The sequence below is a fragment of the Streptomyces sp. Ru62 genome (genome assembly GCF_002920615.1).
In the GTDB taxonomy this organism is placed as follows: Bacteria; Actinomycetota; Actinomycetes; order Streptomycetales; family Streptomycetaceae; genus Streptomyces.
Window position 1 is genome coordinate 200,047 of sequence record NZ_PQSU01000007.1, and the last position, 17,810, is coordinate 217,856.

Sequence of the window (17,810 nt, forward strand, 5' to 3'; positions counted from 1 at the left end):
CGTGACGTCGACTTCCACGCCCCCGGGCCTGGCCCGGTTCAACGATCTGGAGGAGCGCGCGGCCCTCGCCGCCCTCCACGAGGCGTGCGCCTCCACCGAGTGGGCCCGGCGACTGCTCGCCACCCGCCCCTACGCCACGCCCGAGGACCTGTACGCCGCCAGCGACGCCGCCATGGCCGAGCTGACCACCGCGGACCTTGAGGAGGCGATGGCCGGACATCCGCCGATCGGACGCCCCAAACCCGGCGACCCGGCCTCCGCCCGCGAGCAACGCGGCATGGCCGGCGCCTCCGACGAGCTCAAGGCGGAGATGCTGGAACTGAACCTGGCCTACCAGGAGAGGTTCGGCCACGTCTTCCTCATCTGCGCCACCGGCCGGACCGGGGAGCAGATGCGGGACGCGGTCAAGGAGCGGATCGGGAACGCGCCGGAGCAGGAGCGGGAGATCGTCCGCACCGAGCTGGGCAAGATCAACCGCATCCGACTGGCCCGACTCGTCGAAGAGGACGCCTGACACCATGAGCACCAGCACCACCGCCTCCGTGTCCACGCACATCCTGGACACCTCGATCGGCCGCCCCGCCGGGGGTGTCGCCGTCCACCTCTCCGCCCGCAGCGGCCAGGGAGCCCCTTACGGGCAGGGAGGGGACTGGCAGGCGCTCGGCGGCTCCGCGACCGACGCCGACGGCCGGTGCAAGGACCTGCCGGCCCTGCCGGAGGGGACCACCCACGTACGGCTCGACTTCGAGGTGGAGCCGTACTTCGCGAAGAAGCAAGCCGATGCGCAGCAGGACGCCCCCGCGAATCGGGACAGCGGACCCGGCGTGTTCTTCCCGGAGGTGGCGATCACGTTCGCCGTCGTGCCGGGCGAGCACTACCACGTGCCGCTGCTGCTCAACCCGTTCGGCTACTCCGTTTACCGAGGGAGCTAGCTAAAGATGCCCACCATTCTGGGACAGAACCAGTACGGCAAGGCCGAGAACCGAGTCGTCAAGATCACGCGGGACGGCGCCACCCACCACATCAAGGACCTCAACGTCTCCGTCGCGCTGAGCGGCGACATGGACGAGGTCCACTACTCCGGCTCCAACGCCCACGTCCTGCCGACCGACACCACCAAGAACACGGTGTTCGCGTTCGCCAAGGAACACGGCATCGAGTCCGCCGAGCAGTTCGGCATCCACCTCGCCCGGCACTTCGTCACCAGCCAGGAGCCGATCCACCGCGCCAGGATCCGCATCGAGGAGTACGCCTGGGAGCGGATCGAGACCTCCGACGCCAACTCCAGGTTCATCGGCGCCGACGAGGTCAAGCACTCCTTCGTCCGCAAGGGCCAGGAGACCCGCCTCACCCAGATCACCTACGACGGTGAGCGGTGGGAGGTCATCTCCGGGCTGAAGGACCTGGTCGTGATGAACTCGACCAACTCCGAGTTCTGGGGCTACGTCAAGGACAAGTACACCACCCTCCAGGCGGCGTACGACCGCATCCTGGCCACCGAGGTCTCCGGCCGCTGGCGGTTCAACTGGACCGACGACGAGCAGAAGATGCCCCACTGGGAGAAGTCCTACGAGCAGACGAAGAAGCACATGCTCCAGGCCTTCGCCGAGACGTACTCCCTCTCCCTCCAGCAGACGCTGTACCAGATGGGCGCGCGCATCATCAACAACCGCGGCGAGATCGACGAGGTCCGCTTCTCGCTGCCGAACAAGCACCACTTCCTGGTGGACCTGGAGCCGTTCGGTCTCAAGAACGACAACGAGGTCTACTTCGCCGCCGACCGCCCCTACGGCCTCATCGAGGCCACCGTCCTGCGGGACGGCTGCGAGGCCCGTATCCCGGTCGACATGACCAACCTCTGACGCGGGACGCGCGCCCCCGGCCCCGCCACCCGGGCCGGGGGCCCGCCACACCGGAGGGAACGAAATGGCACAGCCTGCGAAGGGGCCCGCCACAGCCCCCTGTTCCACCCCGCCGGAGCACATCGAGGACGCCGTCACGTCCGTGCACCCGGTGGACGAGAAGCTCCACCTCCCGCGGCTCGTCCCCGCCGCGCTCCAGCACATCGCCGCGATGTACGCGGGCGTCGTCACTCCTCCGCTCATCATCGGCCAGGCCTGCGGACTCGACATCGCGGCCCGCACCCGGCTCATCGCCGCGAGCCTGCTCATCGCGGGCGTCGCGACCGTCCTGCAGACCCTCGGCGTCAAGGGCCTCGTCGGCAACCGGCTGCCCTTTGTCAACGCGGCCTCCTCCGCCGGCATCGCCCCGATCCTCGCGATCGCCGAGACCAACGGCAAAGGCCACCAACTCCCCGCGATCTACGGTGCGGTGATGGTCGCCGGCGCCTTCTGCCTGGCCCTCGGCCCGTTCTTCGGCCGGCTGCTCCGCTTCTTCCCGCCCCTGGTCACCGGCGTCGTCATCACCCTGATCGGCGTCACGCTGATGCCCGTACCGGTCGGCTGGGCCCAGGGCGGCGACAAGACCGCCGCCGACTTCGGCGCCATGCGACACCTCGCGCTCGCCGGGTTCACCCTCGCCGTCATCCTGCTCATCCAGCGCTTCGGCAGGGGCTTCGTCCGGCAGATCGCTCTCCTGTTCGGGCTGTTCATCGGCACGCTCGCCGCGATCCCCTTCGGCATGGCCGACTTCAGCGGCCTGAAGTCCGCGCCCCTCGCCGCGCTGCCCACGCCGTTCGCCTTCGGCGCCCCCGAGTTCCAGCCCGCGGCCATCCTCTCCCTGTGCATCGTGATGCTGGTGCTGATGACGGAGTCCAGCGCCGGCATGCTCGCCCTCGGCGAGATCTGCGACCGCCGCGCCGACGCGCGGACCATCACCCGCGGTCTGCGTACCGACGGCATCGCCACCCTGCTCGGCCCCGTCTTCGGCGGCTTCCCCACCTCGGCCTTCGCCCAGAACGTCGGCGTGGTCTCGCTCACCCGGGTGCGCAGCCGGTACGTCGTCGCCGTCGCCGGTGCCGCCCTGCTGGCCCTCGGCGCCTTCCCGGTCCTCGGCGCGGTCGTCTCCCTGGTCCCCATGCCGGTCCTCGGCGGCGCGGGCATCGTCCTGTTCGGCTCGATCGCCGTCAGCGGCATCCGTACGCTGTCCGAGGCGGGCCTCGACGACAGCTCCAACATCATCCTGGTGGCCGTGGCCCTCGGCGCCGGCATCATCCCGCTGGCCGCGCCGACCTTCTACGCCGGCTTCCCGGCCTGGGCGCAGACCGTGCTCGGCTCCGGCATCAGCGCCGGCGCGCTCGTCGCGGTCCTGCTCAACCTGTTCTTCCACCACCTCGGCACCCGGAGCGGGCAACCGGCTCCGGCACTCAAATCCTCCTAGGGTCCTGCCGTGCCCTCCCCGTGGACGCCCCGTTCACGGGCCGCCACCGAAAGACAAGGAAGCACGATGGCACCATCGGCAGCCGAGCGCATCGTCATCGAGAACTGCGCCATCGCGACCGTGGACGCGGGCGACACGGAGTACGCCTCCGGACACCTCGTCCTGGCCGGCAACCGCATCGAGTCGGTCGGCGCGGGCAGGGCGCCCGAGGGCCTGGAGAACGTGGTGCGCCGGATCGACGCGACCGGCCACCTCGCCACGCCCGGTCTGATCAACACCCACCACCACTTCTACCAGTGGATCACCCGGGGCCTCGCCACCGACCACAACCTGTTCAACTGGCTGGTCGCGCTCTACCCGACCTGGGCGCGCATCGACGAGCAGATGACGTACGCCGCCGCGCGGGGGTCGCTCGCCATGATGGCCCGGGGCGGTGTCACCACCGCCATGGACCACCACTACGTCTATCCGCACGGTTCCGGCGACCTGTCCGGCTCGATCATCCGCGCCGCCGCGGAGACGGGCGTCCGGTTCACGCTGGCGCGCGGCTCGATGGACCGCAGCGAGAAGGACGGCGGGCTGCCGCCGGACTTCGCCGTCGAGACACTGGAGGGTGCGCTCGCCGCCACCGAGGAGACCGTCAAGAAGCATCACGACGCCTCCTTCGACGCGATGACCCAGGTGGCGGTCGCTCCCTGCTCGCCGTTCTCCGTCTCGACCGAACTCATGCGCGAGGGCGCCGAGCTGGCCCGCCGTCTCGGTGTACGGCTGCACACCCACGGCTCGGAGACGGTGGAGGAGGAGAAGTTCTGCCACGAGCTGTTCGGCATGGGCCCGACCGACTACTTCGAGTCCACCGGCTGGCTGGGTGCGGACGTGTGGATGGCGCACTGCGTCCACATGACCGATTCCGACATCGCCGCGTTCGCCCGCACGGGGACCGGCGTCGCCCACTGCCCGTCCTCCAACGCCCGCCTCGCGGCAGGCATCGCCCGCGTCCCCGACATGCTCCGTGCGGGCGTCCCGGTCGGCCTCGGCGTCGACGGCACCGCCTCCAACGAGTCCGGCGAACTCCACACCGAACTGCGCAACGCCCTCCTGATCAACCGCCTCGGTGCCCACCGCGAGGCCGCCCTCAACGCCCGCCAGGCGCTGCGTCTCGGCACCCACGGTGGCGCCCAGGTCCTCGGCCGGGCGGAGCAGACCGGCTCGCTGGAGCCCGGCAAGCTCGCCGACCTGGTGCTGTGGAAGATGGACACGCTCGCCCACGCCTCCATCGCCGACCCGGTGACCGCGCTCGTGTTCGGCGCCGCGGCCCCGGTCACCGCGTCCTTCGTGAACGGCCGGCAGATCGTGGAGAACGGCCGCCTGCTCACCGTGGACGAGGACGCCATCGCCGTCGCCACCCGCGCGGAGGCCCAGCGCCTGGCCCGCATCACCGCACAGGCCTGATCCGGCTCGGGCCCGTACAGACTCCGGCCGGGAGGGACGGCTCCCGGCCGGGACCCGTGGATCCGAGCGGGATCCACGGCAGCCGTCCCCGGGGCGGGTGCACGCACGCGCCCCGGGACGGTCACCCCCACACCGCTCGCCCCCGTCAGGTCCCCTCCCCGAGCTCTCGGCTTCGCTCGACCAGGGAGGTCCCCCCTGCCCACCCGCACCACCTCCATGAAACCCACGTCGACGACGACGTGTTACCCGCCCGGAGGACCCGCCGTGGCCGCCCATCCCGTAGACGAGAAACTCCCCGCCCTGAGAATGGCGACCAGCGGCCTGCAGCACGTGGCCGCCATGTACGCCGGGGTCGTCGCCCCACCGCTCATCGTCGGCTCGGCCATTGGCCTGAGCGCGACCGACCTGACCTTCCTCACCGGTGCCTGCCTGTTCACCGCGGGCCTCGCCACCTTCCTCCAGACGCTCGGCTTCTGGAAGATCGGCGCCCGGCTGCCCTTCGTCAACGGCGTCACCTTCGCCGGTGTCGCCCCCATGACCGCGATCGTCGCCTCCACCGAGGACAAGTCCGACGCCCTGCCGGTCATCTTCGGCGCGGTCATCGTCGCCGGCCTCCTCGGCTTCCTCGCCGCGCCCGTCTTCTGCAAGGCGGTCCGCTTCTTCCCGCCCGTCGTCACCGGCTCCGTCATCACCCTGATCGGCGTGTCCCTGCTGCCGGTCGCCTTCGGCTGGGCCCAGGGCCCCGACCCCCGGGCGGACGACTACGGTTCCACGACCTACCTCACGCTCGCCGGCATCACCCTGCTCATCGTCCTGCTCCTGCGCCGCTTCACCCGCGGCTTCGTCAAGCAGATCGCCGTCCTGCTCGGCCTGATCGTGGGCACGCTCGTCGCGATACCCTTCGGCGTCACGGACTTCGGCCCCGTCGCCCACGCGGACGTGGTCGGCTTCCCCACCCCGTTCCACTTCGGCGCCCCGCAGTTCCAGCTCGCCGCGATCCTCTCGCTGTGCGTGGTGATGGTGGTCTCGATGACCGAGTCGACCGCCGACATGCTGGCGCTCGGCGAGATCGTGGAGCGTCCCGCGGACGAGAGGACCATCGCGGCCGGCCTGCGCGCCGACACCCTCGGCTCCGCGATCAGCCCGCTGTTCAACGGCTTCATGTGCAGCGCCTTCGCCCAGAACATCGGCCTGGTCGCGATGACCAGGATCCGCAGCCGGTACGTCGTCGCGACCGGCGGCGGCTTCCTGGTCCTGATGGGCCTGTGCCCGATGGCCGCCTCGCTCATCGCGGTCGTACCCCGGCCGGTCCTCGGCGGCGCCGGGGTCGTCCTGTTCGGCTCCGTCGCCGCTAGCGGCATCCAGACCCTGGTCCGGGCCGGCCTGGACCGGGACAACAACGTCCTGATCGTGGCCGTGTCCCTCGCGGTCGGCATCATCCCGATCACCGCGCCGGAGTTCTACCACGCCTTCCCCGAGACCGCGAAGATCGTCCTGGACTCGGGCATTTCCACGGGCTGCGTCACCGCCGTGGTGCTCAACCTCCTCTTCAATCACCTCGGCAAGGGCCGCGAGGCCCACGACGTCACCCATCCGATGGAGGCGGGGGAGGAGATCGCCGCCGCGCACTGAGGCCGGCGGTCAGGAGTCACGAGGCCGGGGGAGCGGGCGGCGACGCCGTGGCCCCCGGCCACTTCATGAGGTTGGCCAGCAACTCCGCCTGCTCGATCGCGTCGTCCAGCGCGTGGTGCGTGTGCCGGCGCCGCGACAGCAGCTCCCGCGGCATGGTCCCCTTCGCCACCGCACGCAGCGGCAGCCGGGCCTTCGTCGCGTACAGCGTCTTCATGTCCAGGCAGCCGGAGTGCCCGAAGGGGCTGCTCCCGGTGAAGCGGATCAGGTACCAGTACAGGAACGTCCAGTCGTACGACGCCGGGTAACCGCACATCACCGGCTGCGCGCCCGCGCTCACCTCACCCACCCACGCGGCGAACTCCGCGAGCGCAACGGCCGGTTCGGCACCCTCGGCGATCAGCCGGGCCCGGTCGAGACCGCTCACCGCCAGCGCCTGCGGCACGAACTCCTCGCTGATCGGGCGCAGTTCCCGGTAGAAGGTCCGCTCCTCGGGATCGGCCGCGGTGAAACCGGAGGCGTCCTGCACCCCGGCGACCGCCGCCCCGAGGCTGAGCATGGAGTACGGCCCCGGGATCGGCCCGTCGGCCTCGACGTCGACGGAGATGTACAGACTGGGCTTGACACGACGTGCGGACATGACCCGGAGCATCCCACCCACCCCGCGCGCCCCGCATCCCCGTGTACCCGGTCCCACGGGGATGCGGGGCGCCACCGGCCCGTGTCCCGGCCCGGCCTCAGCCGCGGCGCCCGCGCAGGACCAGTGCCGCCAGGACCAGGGCCGTCGCCGCGATGCCCGTGGCCACGGTGAACGCCAGCCGGTAGCCCGCGGCGGTCGCGGGCAGCAGGGACGCGCCGTCGGCGAGCAGGCCCTGAGTGCGGCTCGCCGCGAGCGTCGACAGGACGGCCAGGCCCAGCGAACCCCCCACCACCTGCGTGGTGTTGAACAGTCCGGACGCGAGCCCCGCGTCCTCCGCCCGGGCGCCCGACATCGCCAGTCCGGTGAGCGCCGGCATGGCCGCCGCGAACCCGGCGGACAGCAGCAGCATCGCCGGCAGCACATCGGTGACGTAGGAGCCGTCGGCGGGCGCCCGGCCCAGCAGGGCCATGCCCGCCGTGATCAGCACGAGGCCGGTCAGGAGCACCCGGTACCCGCCGAACCGGGCCACGGTCCGCGCGGACAGCCCCAGCATCAGCACACCGATCGTGATCGGAGCCGGCAGGAACGCGGTGCCCGTGGCGAGCGCGCCATGACCCAGCACCCGTTGCAGATACAGGGCGCCGATGAACTGGAAGCCGTACATCGTGGCGATCATCAGCACCTGGACCGCGTTGGCGCCGGTCAGCAGCCGGGAGCGGAACAGCCGCAGCCGCAGCAGCGGGCGCGCGGCGCGGGCCTGGCGCAGGGCGAACGCCGCGAACAGGGCGAGGGCGAGGGCCGCCAGCAGCAGGGTGACGGCGCGGGAGCGGTCTCCCGCGCCGACGATCACGTACACCGTCAGCATCAGCGCGCCGGTGACCAGGGCCGCCCCGGGGTAGTCGGCGCCCCGGCCGAGCCCGGCGCCGGGCTCCGGGGTGAGCACGCGCACCGCGGCCAGCCACGCGGCCACCCCGATCGGCAGGTTGATCAGGAAGATCCAGTGCCAGCTCAGCGCCTCGGTCAGAGCGCCGCCGAGGAAGGTGCCGAGCGCGCCGCCCGCCGCACCGACCGCGCTGAACGCCGCGATGGCGCGGGCCTGTTCGCGCGGCTCGGGGAACAGTGCCACCAGCATCCCGAGGACCACCGCCGAGGCCATCGCCCCGCCCGCGCCCTGCGCCGCCCGCGCCGCGATCAGCATGCCCTGCCCGGTCGCCGTCCCGCACAGCACCGACGCCAGCGTGAACACCGCGAGCCCCGCCGTGAACATCTGCTTGCGGCCCACCAGGTCACCGAGCCGTCCCGCCAGCAGGAGCAGTCCGCCGAAGGAGATCAGGTAGGCGTTGACGACCCAGGCCAGCCCGGGCCCGCCGAAGCCGAGGTCGCTCTGGATGGCGGGCATCGCCACCGTGACGATGTTGCCGTCCAGTACCGTCATCAGCGTGCCCGCGCACAGCACGGCGAGGGAGGTCCAGCGGGAGTACCGTGCTCCCGCGGCCACCGCCGCCGGTGACGGACTGTTCTCGATCATGGCCGACATCGTGTGCCGCCTCCCCGTTCTTCCCGCGTTCCCGGTTCTCTCCGCGCACCTTGGTGCACGACTTGTAACGGGGATCATCGTGGGTGACCATGAAGCCCGGCGTAAGGAGGCAGTCCGATGTCCCAGGGGAACACCGGTGTTACGGTCCAGGCAGTGAACGCGCACGCGTGCCCCGTCCGCGAAGTTCTTGACAGGGTGGCCGGCAAGTGGAGCGTGCAGATCCTCGTCGCCGCCGCGCACGGACCCATCCGGTTCACGGAGTTGGAGCGCGGCATCGAGGGCATCAGCCGCCGCATGCTCACCCTCACCCTGCGCAACCTGGAACGGGACGGCCTGGTGACGCGGACCGTCCACCCGACGGTGCCGCCGAAGGTGGAGTACGAACTCACGCCCGTCGCCCATGAGTTGCACGACACCCTGCAACGGCTGACCGACTGGGCCGAGCGCAACCGGGTGTACGTCGCCGAGGCGCGGGCGGCCTACGACGCCGAGCACCGGCCGGAGTCGCTCGACGCGTAGGCCCCCGGCGGACCTACAGGCCGAACAGAGCGGGGTCCGTGGCCAGTTCCCTGAACACCTCCCGGGGGTCGGCCAGCAGCTTGCGCGCGGTGAGGTCCATCACACCGCCCACCGCGACGACCTCGGCCGCCAGGGTGCCGTCGGTCTTCACGACCTCCTGCCGGATCCGGAAGGTCTTTCCCTCCCCCCACTCGAACGCGCAGGTCACGTCGACCTCGTCGCCGGCGAGCAGCTCACGGCGGTAGCGGATGGTCGTCTCCAGTGCCACCGGGCCCACACCCCGGCCCACCAGCCGGGCCTGGCTGATCCCGGCCGCCTGGAGCAGCGACCAGCGGGCGTGTTCCGCGTAGTTGAGGTACACCGCCTGGTTGAGGTGCCCCTGCACATCGGTCTCGTAGCCGCGGACGGTCACACGGACGGAAAACGGTTCGGCCACTGCTTGCCCTTCCCCTGTTCGATTCTCGGGTCGACCGATCCTGACACGGCGGTCACACCCGGCGCGGCGAGGCCAGCAGATAGCGCGCTCTCGTCCGGGGCTCGGTGTACTCGCCCGTCTGCCAGCCGGCCCGCTCCAGCGTGACCGCGCAGGCGGCCAGCGTCGGCGCGTCCGGCGCGTACACCGCCACCGCCTCCGGCTGCGGGGTCGCCCGGACCCGGTAACCGTCCGTGTCCCCGCCGGCCGGCCGGTGCCCGGCCGCCTCCAGCGCGAGCGCCGCGGCCGGCACCAGATGCGTCCGCTCCCACCCGCACGGCCGGTCCGCCGCGCCGTCGGGATTCGTCATCCGACGCAGCTCCAGCAGCCCCTGCCAGGCACTGTGCACCTCGCGTTGCCGCGCCGGACCGGACGCGGGCGGCTCCTCCTCACCGCCGACGCGGGCCGTGAACACGCCGGTGTCCCGCGCCGGCTCCGCCGCCGGCTCGGGCACCGCCTCCCGTATCCGGTGGCCGGCCGGGGTGAGGAAGTGGTCGTGCGGCGGCCGGGGATGCCGGAAGGCCAGCCCCCGCTTCACCAGTGCCGCGAGCTGGGCCTCGGTACCGCGGAGCCGGCCGGTGACCGGGTCGGCGTCCTCGATCACCCGCCGCTGCGCGGCGGTGGGCGGTCGGGTCACGGGGGGCTCCTCCCGGGGTCGTTGTCGGGGTGACGGCCGGGTGACCGCCGACGGACCGTCCCGCGGGGCCGCCGGACGGTCGGCCCCCGGGCCGTCGGACGGGTGACCCACTCGCAGAGTACGACCCGGGTCTGACAGCGCTCCCTGCTCCTCACCCTCCTCGGGGCCTCACTCCGCCCGGCTCCTCACTCCCCCCGGGGCCGGATGTTCCACCCCGCGATGACCGGTCGGCCGTGCTCCGTGCCGAGGCGGCACAGTGCGCCCGTCGCGAGCTGGAAGAGGGCCCCGTGCCGGGGTGGCAGGCCCAGGCGGCGGGCGGTGAGGACGCGGAGGAAGTGGCCGTGGGCGATGAGCACGACGACACCCTCGGTGTCGGCGAGCGCCGCGTCGACCTTGGCCAGCATCCGGTCGGCGCGCTCCCCGACCTGCTCCGGGGTCTCGCCCGGGTGGTCCGGCGGCCCGGGGGCGACGCCGTCCGTGAACAGGAACCAGCCGGGCCGGCTCCGCTGGATGTCCACGGTGGTCACCCCCTCGTAGCCGCCGTAGTCCCACTCATGGAGGTCGGCGTCGACCCGCGCGTCCGGGACACCGATGAGCCGAGCGGTCTCCCGGGCGCGTTGCAAGGGGCTGACGAACGCCGCCCCGATCCGCTGCGAGCGGATCAGCGGGACCAGCCGGCGCGCCTCCTCCCGCCCGTGCTCGGTGAGGGGTACGTCGGTCCGGCCCGTGTGCCGCCCGGACCGCGACCACTCGGTCTCACCGTGCCGCACGAGAAGGAGGTCACCCATGACGGCACGGTGGCACAGGGCGCCCGCCGCGCGCAGGACGGACTGCGCCAGACGGCCGGTCCCGGAGGGCGACGGCCTTCGCACAGCGGCTCTCGCTCCGCGGGCCCGCTGTCTCAGGACCCGGCCGGTGTCCGGCGTGGCACCGCCATGGCGAGGGTCTCCCCGCACGCGTCGATCGTGGCGGCCTTCCCCTGCGCGTCCGTGACGGGGACGACGGCGCCACGGGTGTCGTGGGGTGCCCGGACCGATGCCTCGCCCTGCCGCACGCACCAGCTGTCGTCCGCGCCCTTCGTGCCACGGCGCGTGTAGTGGAGGTCCACGGTCACGGAGGCCCCGCCGGACAGGGCGAGGGAGGCCGGGCGGCCCTGGCCGGTGCCCTCGATGCTCTCGGCCTTGCCGTTGTGGATCTCCAGGGCCGGGTAGCCCGCGAACACGCACGCGCCGGGGCCCTCGTGGACGGCGGTGAGCCGCGCGTCGGGCCGGTCGGTGCCCTTCTCCCTGTCGCCGCCCTTCTCCGCGCCGTCCCCGTCGAGCAGGGACAGCGTCCACGTCAGGGAGACGGTCCGGCAGGCCGGTACGGTCGCGTCCGGCGCGGCCGTCGTGCCGGTGCCGCAGGCCGCCAGAGCCAGACCGGCCGTCAGCAGGGTCAGGCCGCCGGCGAGGCGAGTGGTCACGCGCATGATTCCCCCTTGACGGTACGCGGTGGCACGATCAGGTGCCGGGATGGACCAGCGTGAGCTCGGTGCCGACCGCCTTCGGGCTGGTGTCGGCGTACAGCGTCGTCTCCCCGTCGGACCAGCGCACGACGAGGTCGTTCCCCGGGTCGCCGTGGCGGAAGCCGCCGACCGTCAGCCCCTGCGCGTGCCGCCACGGGCCGTTCGGGCCGCGCAGCCGCGTCCTGGTGCCGAGCCCCGCCGCCGAGGTGCCGGTGTACGTGTCGAGCGCGCCGTCCGCCCAGCGCACCAGCAGGTCCCCGCCGGCCGTACCGTCGAAGTCGCCGCCGGCCAGCAGGGCGGCCTTGGTCCAGGTGCCGTTCGCCGCGACGAGCCGCGTGCCGGTGCCGAGGCCACCGGCCCCGGCCTGCGGGTACAGCGTGAGCGCGCCGTCGGCCCAGCGGACCAGCAGCCCCGTGCCCCCGTCCGCGCGGAACGCCCCGGAGGTGAACTGGACGGCCTTCTTCCACGCGGAGCCGGGCGGTGCCATCCGGATCTCCCGGCCCAGCCCGGAGGGGCCGGGCTGCGGGTAGAGCGTGACCTCGCCGTCGGACCAGCGCACCAGCAGGCCGGACCGGGCGCCGCCGGTGAAGGCGCCACCGGTCAGGGTGCGGGCGTGGGTCCAGGTGGAGTTGGCCCGCCGCAGCCGCTTCTCGGCCAGGAAACCGCCCTTGCCGTCGCCCGGGTGCAGGGTGACCCCGCCGTCGGACCAGACCACGAGCAGGTCGCCGTGCCGGTCGCCGGTGTAGTCGCCGGACGCCATGAGCGCGGCCTTGCGCCAGCGTGCGGCGCCGCCCGGCAGCGCGCCCTTGACGCCCCGGTACGGCGGCAGGTCGGTGGGCGGGGTCCGGTCGGCGACGGCGTCGGCGAGGAGGTTCGCGGCATCCGCGCCGAACGCGGTGGCGTAGCTGATGTAGTCGGCGTCGGCGTCGTTCCCGCCGCCGTTGTAGCCGCCGAGGTCGCCGATGACGTGCCCGGTGCGGGCGTCGTCCTTGTAGTCGGTGATCCACGGGCTGCCGGAGACACCGCCGTAGTAGCCGCCGCAGGTCATCGACAACTGCCGGTAGCCGCGCAACTGCTTCGTCGGAACCGTGCACTTGACGGCGCGTCCGGCGCTGTTGTGCCGGTGCGAGGGGTAGCCCACGACGGTGACGTTCCGGTGGGTGTAGCCGGCCGGCCGGGTGAAGGTCAGCCCGCCGCCCACGGCGTCCTGGAGGGACGTGCCCCGCTGGTTGGCCGAGACCCGGGCGAACGCCGTGTCCAGGTCGGACGCGGCCTTCCTGGTGGTGGCCGAACCGCGGTCGGGCACGTACCGGGGGTCGATGAAGATCCGCTGGATGTGGAAGACGCCGTACGGCTGCCGGTCGGGGGAAGCGCCCTTCACGAACTTCGGGACGAAGATGTAGTCGCCGTTCATGTTCAGCGCGCAGTGGGCCGCGGTGAGGACGACGTTCCGCGCCTTGGTGTCGATCACGCTGCCGGTGCAGTGCCAGGTGGTGCCGCGCGGTCCGTCGGCGCCGAAGAACGTGCCCACCAGCCGGGTTCCCTTGAACAAGGTGCCCTTCGGCCGGGCCGCCGCCGCGGTCGCCGCCCCGGGCTCCGTCGGCACGTGCCGCGCCGCGTCCAGTGGCGGGGCGTCGGCCATGCGCTGCGCGGTCCAGAACCGCGCGGCCTGCCGTGCCTCCTGCCCGTCGGCGGACGCGAGCGGCCGGGGCCCGCTTCCGGCCCGGGCGCCCGGCGCCGAGAGCCCGAGTACGACCGCGCACAGCACGGCGACGGCCGTACGGCGCTTCCCGTGCGTACGGCATTGTCCGTACGAGAACACTGCTGCTCCCCCTGGTCTGACGTGTCCGAGCCGTCCGCCCGGACCGGACCAGGGGGGGTGCGGCGCTGGTCAGGCGCGCACCGGCGGCCGATGGGCGGCCCGCCCCGAGTCGGACCCCCGGTCGTCAACGGAGGTGATCTTCGCACGGATGCGCGAAACGGGCCAGGCGCCTACTGCCGGTACCCGCTGAGGAACCTGCCGATCCGGCCGATCGCCGCCTCCAGGTCGTCCGCGTGCGGCAGGGTCAGGATGCGGAAGTGGTCGGGGGCGGGCCAGTTGAAGCCGGTGCCCTGGACGACCTGGATCTTCTCGCGCAGCAGCAGGTCCAGGACGAACTTCTCGTCGTCGTGGATCGGGTGCACCTTGGGGTCGATCCGCGGGAACGCGTACAGCGCGCCCCTGGGTTTGACGCAGGACACGCCCGGGATCTCGTTGAGCTTCTCCCAGGCCACGTTCCGCTGCTCGTTCAGCCGCCCGCCGGGCACGGTGAGTTCGCCGATGGACTGGCGTCCGCCGAGCGCGGCCTGGATGGCGTACTGCGCGGGCGCGTTGGCGCACAGCCGCATGGAGGCCAGCATGGTCAGGCCCTCCAGGTAGTCCTTGGCGTGCTGCTTCGGCCCGGTGACCACCAGCCAGCCGGAGCGGAAGCCCGCCACCCGGTAGGTCTTGGACAGGCCGCAGAAGGTGAGGACGACGAGGTCGGGGGCGAGCGCCGCGGCCGAGTGGTGGACGGCGTCGTCGTAGAGGATCTGGTCGTAGATCTCGTCGGCGAACACCATCAGGCCGTGCCGGCGGGCCAGGTCGAGGATGCCCTCGACGACCTCCTTCGGGTAGACCGCGCCGGTCGGGTTGTTCGGGTTGATGATGACCACGGCCTTGGTGCGGTCGGTGATCTTCGACGCCATGTCGGCCAGATCCGGGTTCCAGTCGGCCTGTTCATCGCACAGGTAGTGCACGGCCTTGCCGCCGGCCAGCGTCGTGACGGCCGTCCAGAGGGGGAAGTCCGGCGCGGGGACGAGCACTTCGTCGCCGTCCTCGATCAGTGCCTGTACGGCCATCGAGACCAGCTCCGAGACGCCGTTGCCCAGGTAGACGTCGTCCACGTCCACGTCGAGGCCCAGGATCTGGTAGCGCTGGGCGACCGCGCGGCGGGCGGAGAGGACGCCGCGGGAGTCGGTGTAGCCGTGGGCCTGCGGCAGCATCCGGATCATGTCCTGGAGGATCTCCTCCGGCGCCTCGAAGCCGAAGGCCGCGGGATTGCCGGTGTTCAGGCGCAGCACGCTGTGCCCCGCCTCCTCCAGCGCGTTGGCGTGCTCGATCACCGGGCCGCGGATCTCGTAGCACACCTCGCTGAGCTTGTTGGACTGCCGGAACTCCATGCGCCCCTCCGGAAACTCGTGTTGCTTGGTTTTACCAAGCGGGAGCTTGGAAAGTCCAACAACGCGTCTAGACTGCGTCGCATGTCACCTCGCCGAAGCTACGACCAGTACTGCTCCGCAGCCCGCGCCCTCGACCTCGTCGGCGACCGCTGGACCCTGCTGATCGTCCGCGAACTGCTCGCCGGCCCGCGCCGCTACACGGACCTGCACGCGGACCTGCCCGGCGTCAGCACGGACGTACTCGCCTCACGGCTGAGGGACATGGAACGGGACGGGCTCACCACCAGACGGCGGCTGCCCCCGCCGGGCGCCGCGTACGTGTACCAACTCACCCCCCGTGGACGTCAGTTGCTGCCCGTACTGCAAGCGCTGGGTGCGTGGGGCGAGGAGGAACTGGGGGAGCGCCGGCCCACCGACGCCGTCCGCGCGCACTGGTTCGCACTGCCGCTGCTGCGGGCGCTGGACGGGGAGGGCGTCGTGGAAGTCCGCCTGGAGGAGGGGGACTTCCACCTCCACGTCGGCGCGGAGGAGGGTCCGGTGTACGGCGACGGGCCCGCGCCCGGTGAGGCGGACGCGCGGCTGGTGATGGACGCGGCGACCTGCGAGGCCATCGCCCGCGGGGAGACGGGGCTGCCGGACGCGGTACGGGACGGCCGGGTGACGGTGAGCGGGGACGGCACGCTCGCCAAGGCACTGCGGGAGGCGTGAGACCCGGGGAACGGAAAGGCCCGCCGTCGGGCGGGCCTTCGCGCTACGTCGGCTCAGACACTCGGCGGCACCCGCGACGGCCGCCCGGACCCCCGCGTCAGCACGTACCCGCCGATGCCGGCGAGCGCGGCCAGCACCGCGCCGATCCCGGTCCACACCCACCGGTCGGACCACCACCCGGACGACCAGCCGTCGTCGGAGCCGAAGCTGGACAGCACGGCACCCTTCGAACCGTCCTCGTCCTGCGCGGACTTGGCGGCGATCCCGGGGACGAGCGGCTTGCCCAGCGAGCCGTCCACGGCCGCCGCGCCGCCGATGCCCTTGGAGTCGACGCGCACCTCGGCGCCCACGGGCTTGCCGAGGTCGGCGGCGCCGAGGTCCACCACCGTCAGCCGGATGTAGTACGTGCCCGGCAGCGGGTCATTGGCCCATGGCTCCGCCCAGCCCCGCACCGTGCGCAGCACACAGGCCAGTTCGACCGAGCCGGCGCCCTGCGCGGCGGTCCGGGTCTGGGCGCCGTACTGGCAGGACTGGCGGCGCCGCAGACCGTCGTACACATCGAGCTGCCAGGTCTCGGAGCCGTGCGCGTCGGGGAGTTTCACCGTCGCCTCGACGGTGGGGCGCTGCCCGGTGTCCGCGGGGAACGACCAGTACAGGTAGTCGCCGGTGGAGCCGGAGGCGGTGGCCTGCTGCCCCTGGTCGATCTCGGTCGCCGTACGGAAGGAGGTGCCCGCCCGGGTCGGCGCGTCGCCGTCGGCGGAGGCGCTCGGGGAGGGCGAGGAGTCCGCGGCGGCCGGTCCGGCGGCCAGCCCCAGCGCCAGCAGGGCGGCGCCCCACACACGTGTGATCCGCATCAGTTCGTCCTCCAGACGGCGACCCGCCAGCGCGACAGCCAGCCCCACAGCAGACCGGCGAGGAAGCCGATCAGCACCAGCGTGCCGAGCAGCCACCAGCCACGGCCGAGACCGAACGCGGCCACGTCGTGGTGACCGGACGGCCCGTCCACGACGTCGACGGTCAGCTCCAGCGGCAGACCGGGGGTCGTCTTCACGCCGGACGCGGCCGAGAAGGAGCTGGTGACCTGGAGGCACACCGTCTCCGTGGGCGCCGCGTCGTCGTCGCTGTCCGGCCTGGGGTAGCGCAGACCGGTGGAGACGACGTCCGTACGGCCGGTGCCGGCGGCCTCGCCGCGGACGATCTCCCGGCCGTGCACGGTCACCGCCCGCAGCAGCACACCGTGGTTCGGCTGGACGGCCCGGTCGTCCGCCACGCTCACCGAGGCGCGCAGCTCCTGACCGGGATCGACGTCCACCTTGTACCAGCGCTGCTGCCCGAACTCCACGCGGTCGGTGTACAGGCCGGACTTGAGCGCCGGTGCCTTCTCGCACCGGTCCGCGCCCTCGGTGGCCACCGGCGTGACCACCGGGTCCGCCGCCCGGTCCACCAACTCGCCGACGCGGTCGCTCAGTTCCTCCTTGTGCCGCACGTCGGTGTAGGTGCCGCCGGTGGCGTCGGCGATGCAGCTGAGCTGGTCGCGGGTCTTGGCGTCCGGCACCAGGCCGAGGGTGTCGATGGTCAGCCCGATGCCCTTGGCGGCTATCTCCCGCGCCACCTCGCACGGGTCGAGCGGCTGGCAGGTGTCCTCGCCGTCGCTGATCAGGACGATACGGCGGGTGCCGTCACCGCCGTTCAGGTCGTCCGCCGCCTTCAGCAGCGCGGGCCCGATCGGCGTCCAGCCGGTCGGCGCCAGCGTGGCCACGGCCGTCTTCGCGTCGGTCCGGTTCAGCGGGCCGACCGGGTAGAGCTGCTCGGTGTCCTTGCAGCCCTCCTTGCGGTCGTCGCCGCGGTAGTTGGCGCCGAGCGTACGGATGCCGAGCCGGACCTCCTCGGGGGTCGCGTCCAGCACCTCGTTGAACGCCTGCTTCGCCGCGGCCATCCGGGTGCCGCCGTCGATGTCACGGGTGCGCATGGAACCGCTGACGTCCAGCACCAGTTCGACCTTCGGAGCGGTCTGGTCCGTCTCGTCGGCGACCGCGCCGGCGGGAAACGCGATCCCGGCCGTCAGGGCGGCGAGCAGAGCACAGACGCCCGCCGCCAGCCGTTGTCTTCTGATCATCGCCGGATCTTATTGATCAGACAGGCCGTCCTCCAAAACGACCGCCGCCCGCCTGC

The 17,810-nt window shown here is 72.5% G+C and carries 18 protein-coding genes; 8 read left to right on the top strand and 10 right to left on the bottom strand.

Translation table 11 applies throughout. From position 1 onward, the window contains the following. The first annotated feature begins 1 nt into the window (after window position 1). The 6 genes from uraD to C3492_RS12025 all read left to right on the top strand — a co-directional run bounded on the left by uraD (window position 2) and on the right by C3492_RS12025 (window position 6,423). Window positions 2–514 (top strand): 2-oxo-4-hydroxy-4-carboxy-5-ureidoimidazoline decarboxylase, encoded by a 513-nt coding sequence (uraD, locus tag C3492_RS12000; protein WP_103811730.1) that lies wholly within the window; start codon window positions 2–4, stop codon window positions 512–514. Window positions 515–518: 4 nt separating this feature from the next. Further along, window positions 519–932 (top strand): hydroxyisourate hydrolase, encoded by a 414-nt coding sequence (uraH, locus tag C3492_RS12005; protein WP_103811731.1) that lies wholly within the window; start codon window positions 519–521, stop codon window positions 930–932. 6 nt (window positions 933–938) lie between these two features. Then, on the top strand, window positions 939–1,862 hold the full coding sequence (gene pucL / locus C3492_RS12010) for a factor-independent urate hydroxylase (RefSeq protein ID WP_103811732.1): 924 nt from the start codon (window positions 939–941) through the stop codon (window positions 1,860–1,862). Window positions 1,863–1,926: 64 nt separating this feature from the next. Next, a complete protein-coding gene (locus C3492_RS12015; protein ID WP_103811733.1) occupies window positions 1,927–3,339 on the top strand; it encodes a nucleobase:cation symporter-2 family protein in 1,413 nt (470 codons plus the stop codon). A gap of 66 nt (window positions 3,340–3,405) precedes the next feature. Further along, window positions 3,406–4,791: an 8-oxoguanine deaminase gene (locus C3492_RS12020; RefSeq protein ID WP_103811734.1), complete on the top strand. Its 1,386-nt coding sequence runs from the start codon at window positions 3,406–3,408 to the stop codon at window positions 4,789–4,791. Window positions 4,792–5,055: 264 nt separating this feature from the next. Next, window positions 5,056–6,423 carry a nucleobase:cation symporter-2 family protein gene (locus C3492_RS12025; RefSeq protein ID WP_103811735.1) on the top strand — a complete coding sequence of 456 codons (1,368 nt, stop codon included), beginning with the start codon at window positions 5,056–5,058 and terminating at the stop codon, window positions 6,421–6,423. 16 nt (window positions 6,424–6,439) lie between these two features. On the opposite strand, the gene C3492_RS12030 is transcribed toward C3492_RS12025, so the two are convergent. Then, window positions 6,440–7,060, bottom strand: coding sequence for a 3'-5' exoribonuclease domain-containing protein (locus tag C3492_RS12030; protein WP_103811793.1), 621 nt, complete (start codon window positions 7,058–7,060; stop codon window positions 6,440–6,442). 97 nt (window positions 7,061–7,157) lie between these two features. Further along, window positions 7,158–8,597, bottom strand: a complete 1,440-nt coding sequence (locus tag C3492_RS12035; protein ID WP_103811736.1) for an MFS transporter — start codon at window positions 8,595–8,597, stop codon at window positions 7,158–7,160. Window positions 8,598–8,714: 117 nt separating this feature from the next. On the opposite strand from C3492_RS12035, the gene C3492_RS12040 reads away from it, so the two are divergent. Beyond that, complete coding sequence (locus C3492_RS12040; protein WP_175252304.1) at window positions 8,715–9,116, top strand: helix-turn-helix domain-containing protein; 402 nt, start codon at window positions 8,715–8,717, stop codon at window positions 9,114–9,116. 13 nt (window positions 9,117–9,129) lie between these two features. On the opposite strand, the gene C3492_RS12045 is transcribed toward C3492_RS12040, so the two are convergent. From C3492_RS12045 to C3492_RS12070, 6 genes are all read right to left on the bottom strand, one after another. Further along, window positions 9,130–9,552: a thioesterase family protein gene (locus C3492_RS12045; protein ID WP_103811737.1), complete on the bottom strand. Its 423-nt coding sequence runs from the start codon at window positions 9,550–9,552 to the stop codon at window positions 9,130–9,132. 52 nt (window positions 9,553–9,604) lie between these two features. Further along, entirely contained in the window at window positions 9,605–10,225 is a 621-nt protein-coding gene (locus tag C3492_RS12050; protein WP_103811738.1) for a hypothetical protein, read from the bottom strand. A gap of 185 nt (window positions 10,226–10,410) precedes the next feature. Further along, window positions 10,411–11,013 (bottom strand): histidine phosphatase family protein, encoded by a 603-nt coding sequence (locus C3492_RS12055; protein WP_103811794.1) that lies wholly within the window; start codon window positions 11,011–11,013, stop codon window positions 10,411–10,413. A gap of 113 nt (window positions 11,014–11,126) precedes the next feature. Continuing rightward, complete coding sequence (locus C3492_RS12060; protein WP_258055639.1) at window positions 11,127–11,693, bottom strand: DUF4232 domain-containing protein; 567 nt, start codon at window positions 11,691–11,693, stop codon at window positions 11,127–11,129. Window positions 11,694–11,724: 31 nt separating this feature from the next. Beyond that, the gene (locus tag C3492_RS12065) at window positions 11,725–13,551 is read right to left on the bottom strand and encodes a serine protease (RefSeq protein WP_258055640.1); all 1,827 of its coding nucleotides are present in this window, start codon (window positions 13,549–13,551) and stop codon (window positions 11,725–11,727) included. 170 nt (window positions 13,552–13,721) lie between these two features. Further along, complete coding sequence (locus C3492_RS12070) at window positions 13,722–14,930, bottom strand: pyridoxal phosphate-dependent aminotransferase (protein ID WP_103811739.1); 1,209 nt, start codon at window positions 14,928–14,930, stop codon at window positions 13,722–13,724. Between the two features lie 81 nt (window positions 14,931–15,011). Here C3492_RS12070 and C3492_RS12075 point away from each other — a divergent pair, with 81 nt between their 5' ends. Then, complete coding sequence (locus tag C3492_RS12075; RefSeq protein ID WP_103811740.1) at window positions 15,012–15,638, top strand: winged helix-turn-helix transcriptional regulator; 627 nt, start codon at window positions 15,012–15,014, stop codon at window positions 15,636–15,638. A gap of 53 nt (window positions 15,639–15,691) precedes the next feature. Here the strand turns inward: C3492_RS12075 and C3492_RS12080 are convergent, their stop codons facing one another. Beyond that, window positions 15,692–16,492 carry a hypothetical protein gene (locus C3492_RS12080; protein ID WP_103811797.1) on the bottom strand — a complete coding sequence of 267 codons (801 nt, stop codon included), beginning with the start codon at window positions 16,490–16,492 and terminating at the stop codon, window positions 15,692–15,694. Next, complete coding sequence (locus C3492_RS12085; protein WP_103811741.1) at window positions 16,492–17,754, bottom strand: VWA domain-containing protein; 1,263 nt, start codon at window positions 17,752–17,754, stop codon at window positions 16,492–16,494. The genes C3492_RS12080 and C3492_RS12085 overlap by 1 nt, the downstream gene beginning before the upstream one ends. Window positions 17,755–17,810 lie beyond the last annotated feature (56 nt).

Bases quoted from the DNA above. Each gene is read 5' to 3' on its own strand.
- C3492_RS12055 (WP_103811794.1), bottom strand. From the start codon at position 11,013: ATGGGTGACCTCCTTCTCGTGCGGCACGGTGAGACCGAGTGGTCGCGG.
- pucL (WP_103811732.1), top strand. From the start codon at position 939: ATGCCCACCATTCTGGGACAGAACCAGTACGGCAAGGCCGAGAACCGA.
- C3492_RS12015 (WP_103811733.1), top strand. From the start codon at position 1,927: ATGGCACAGCCTGCGAAGGGGCCCGCCACAGCCCCCTGTTCCACCCCG.
- C3492_RS12030 (WP_103811793.1), bottom strand. From the start codon at position 7,060: ATGTCCGCACGTCGTGTCAAGCCCAGTCTGTACATCTCCGTCGACGTC.
- C3492_RS12035 (WP_103811736.1), bottom strand. From the start codon at position 8,597: ATGTCGGCCATGATCGAGAACAGTCCGTCACCGGCGGCGGTGGCCGCG.
- C3492_RS12075 (WP_103811740.1), top strand. From the start codon at position 15,012: ATGTCACCTCGCCGAAGCTACGACCAGTACTGCTCCGCAGCCCGCGCC.
- C3492_RS12020 (WP_103811734.1), top strand. From the start codon at position 3,406: ATGGCACCATCGGCAGCCGAGCGCATCGTCATCGAGAACTGCGCCATC.
- C3492_RS12040 (WP_175252304.1), top strand. From the start codon at position 8,715: ATGTCCCAGGGGAACACCGGTGTTACGGTCCAGGCAGTGAACGCGCAC.
- C3492_RS12080 (WP_103811797.1), bottom strand. From the start codon at position 16,492: ATGCGGATCACACGTGTGTGGGGCGCCGCCCTGCTGGCGCTGGGGCTG.
- C3492_RS12060 (WP_258055639.1), bottom strand. From the start codon at position 11,693: ATGCGCGTGACCACTCGCCTCGCCGGCGGCCTGACCCTGCTGACGGCC.
- C3492_RS12085 (WP_103811741.1), bottom strand. From the start codon at position 17,754: ATGATCAGAAGACAACGGCTGGCGGCGGGCGTCTGTGCTCTGCTCGCC.
- uraH (WP_103811731.1), top strand. From the start codon at position 519: ATGAGCACCAGCACCACCGCCTCCGTGTCCACGCACATCCTGGACACC.
- C3492_RS12070 (WP_103811739.1), bottom strand. From the start codon at position 14,930: ATGGAGTTCCGGCAGTCCAACAAGCTCAGCGAGGTGTGCTACGAGATC.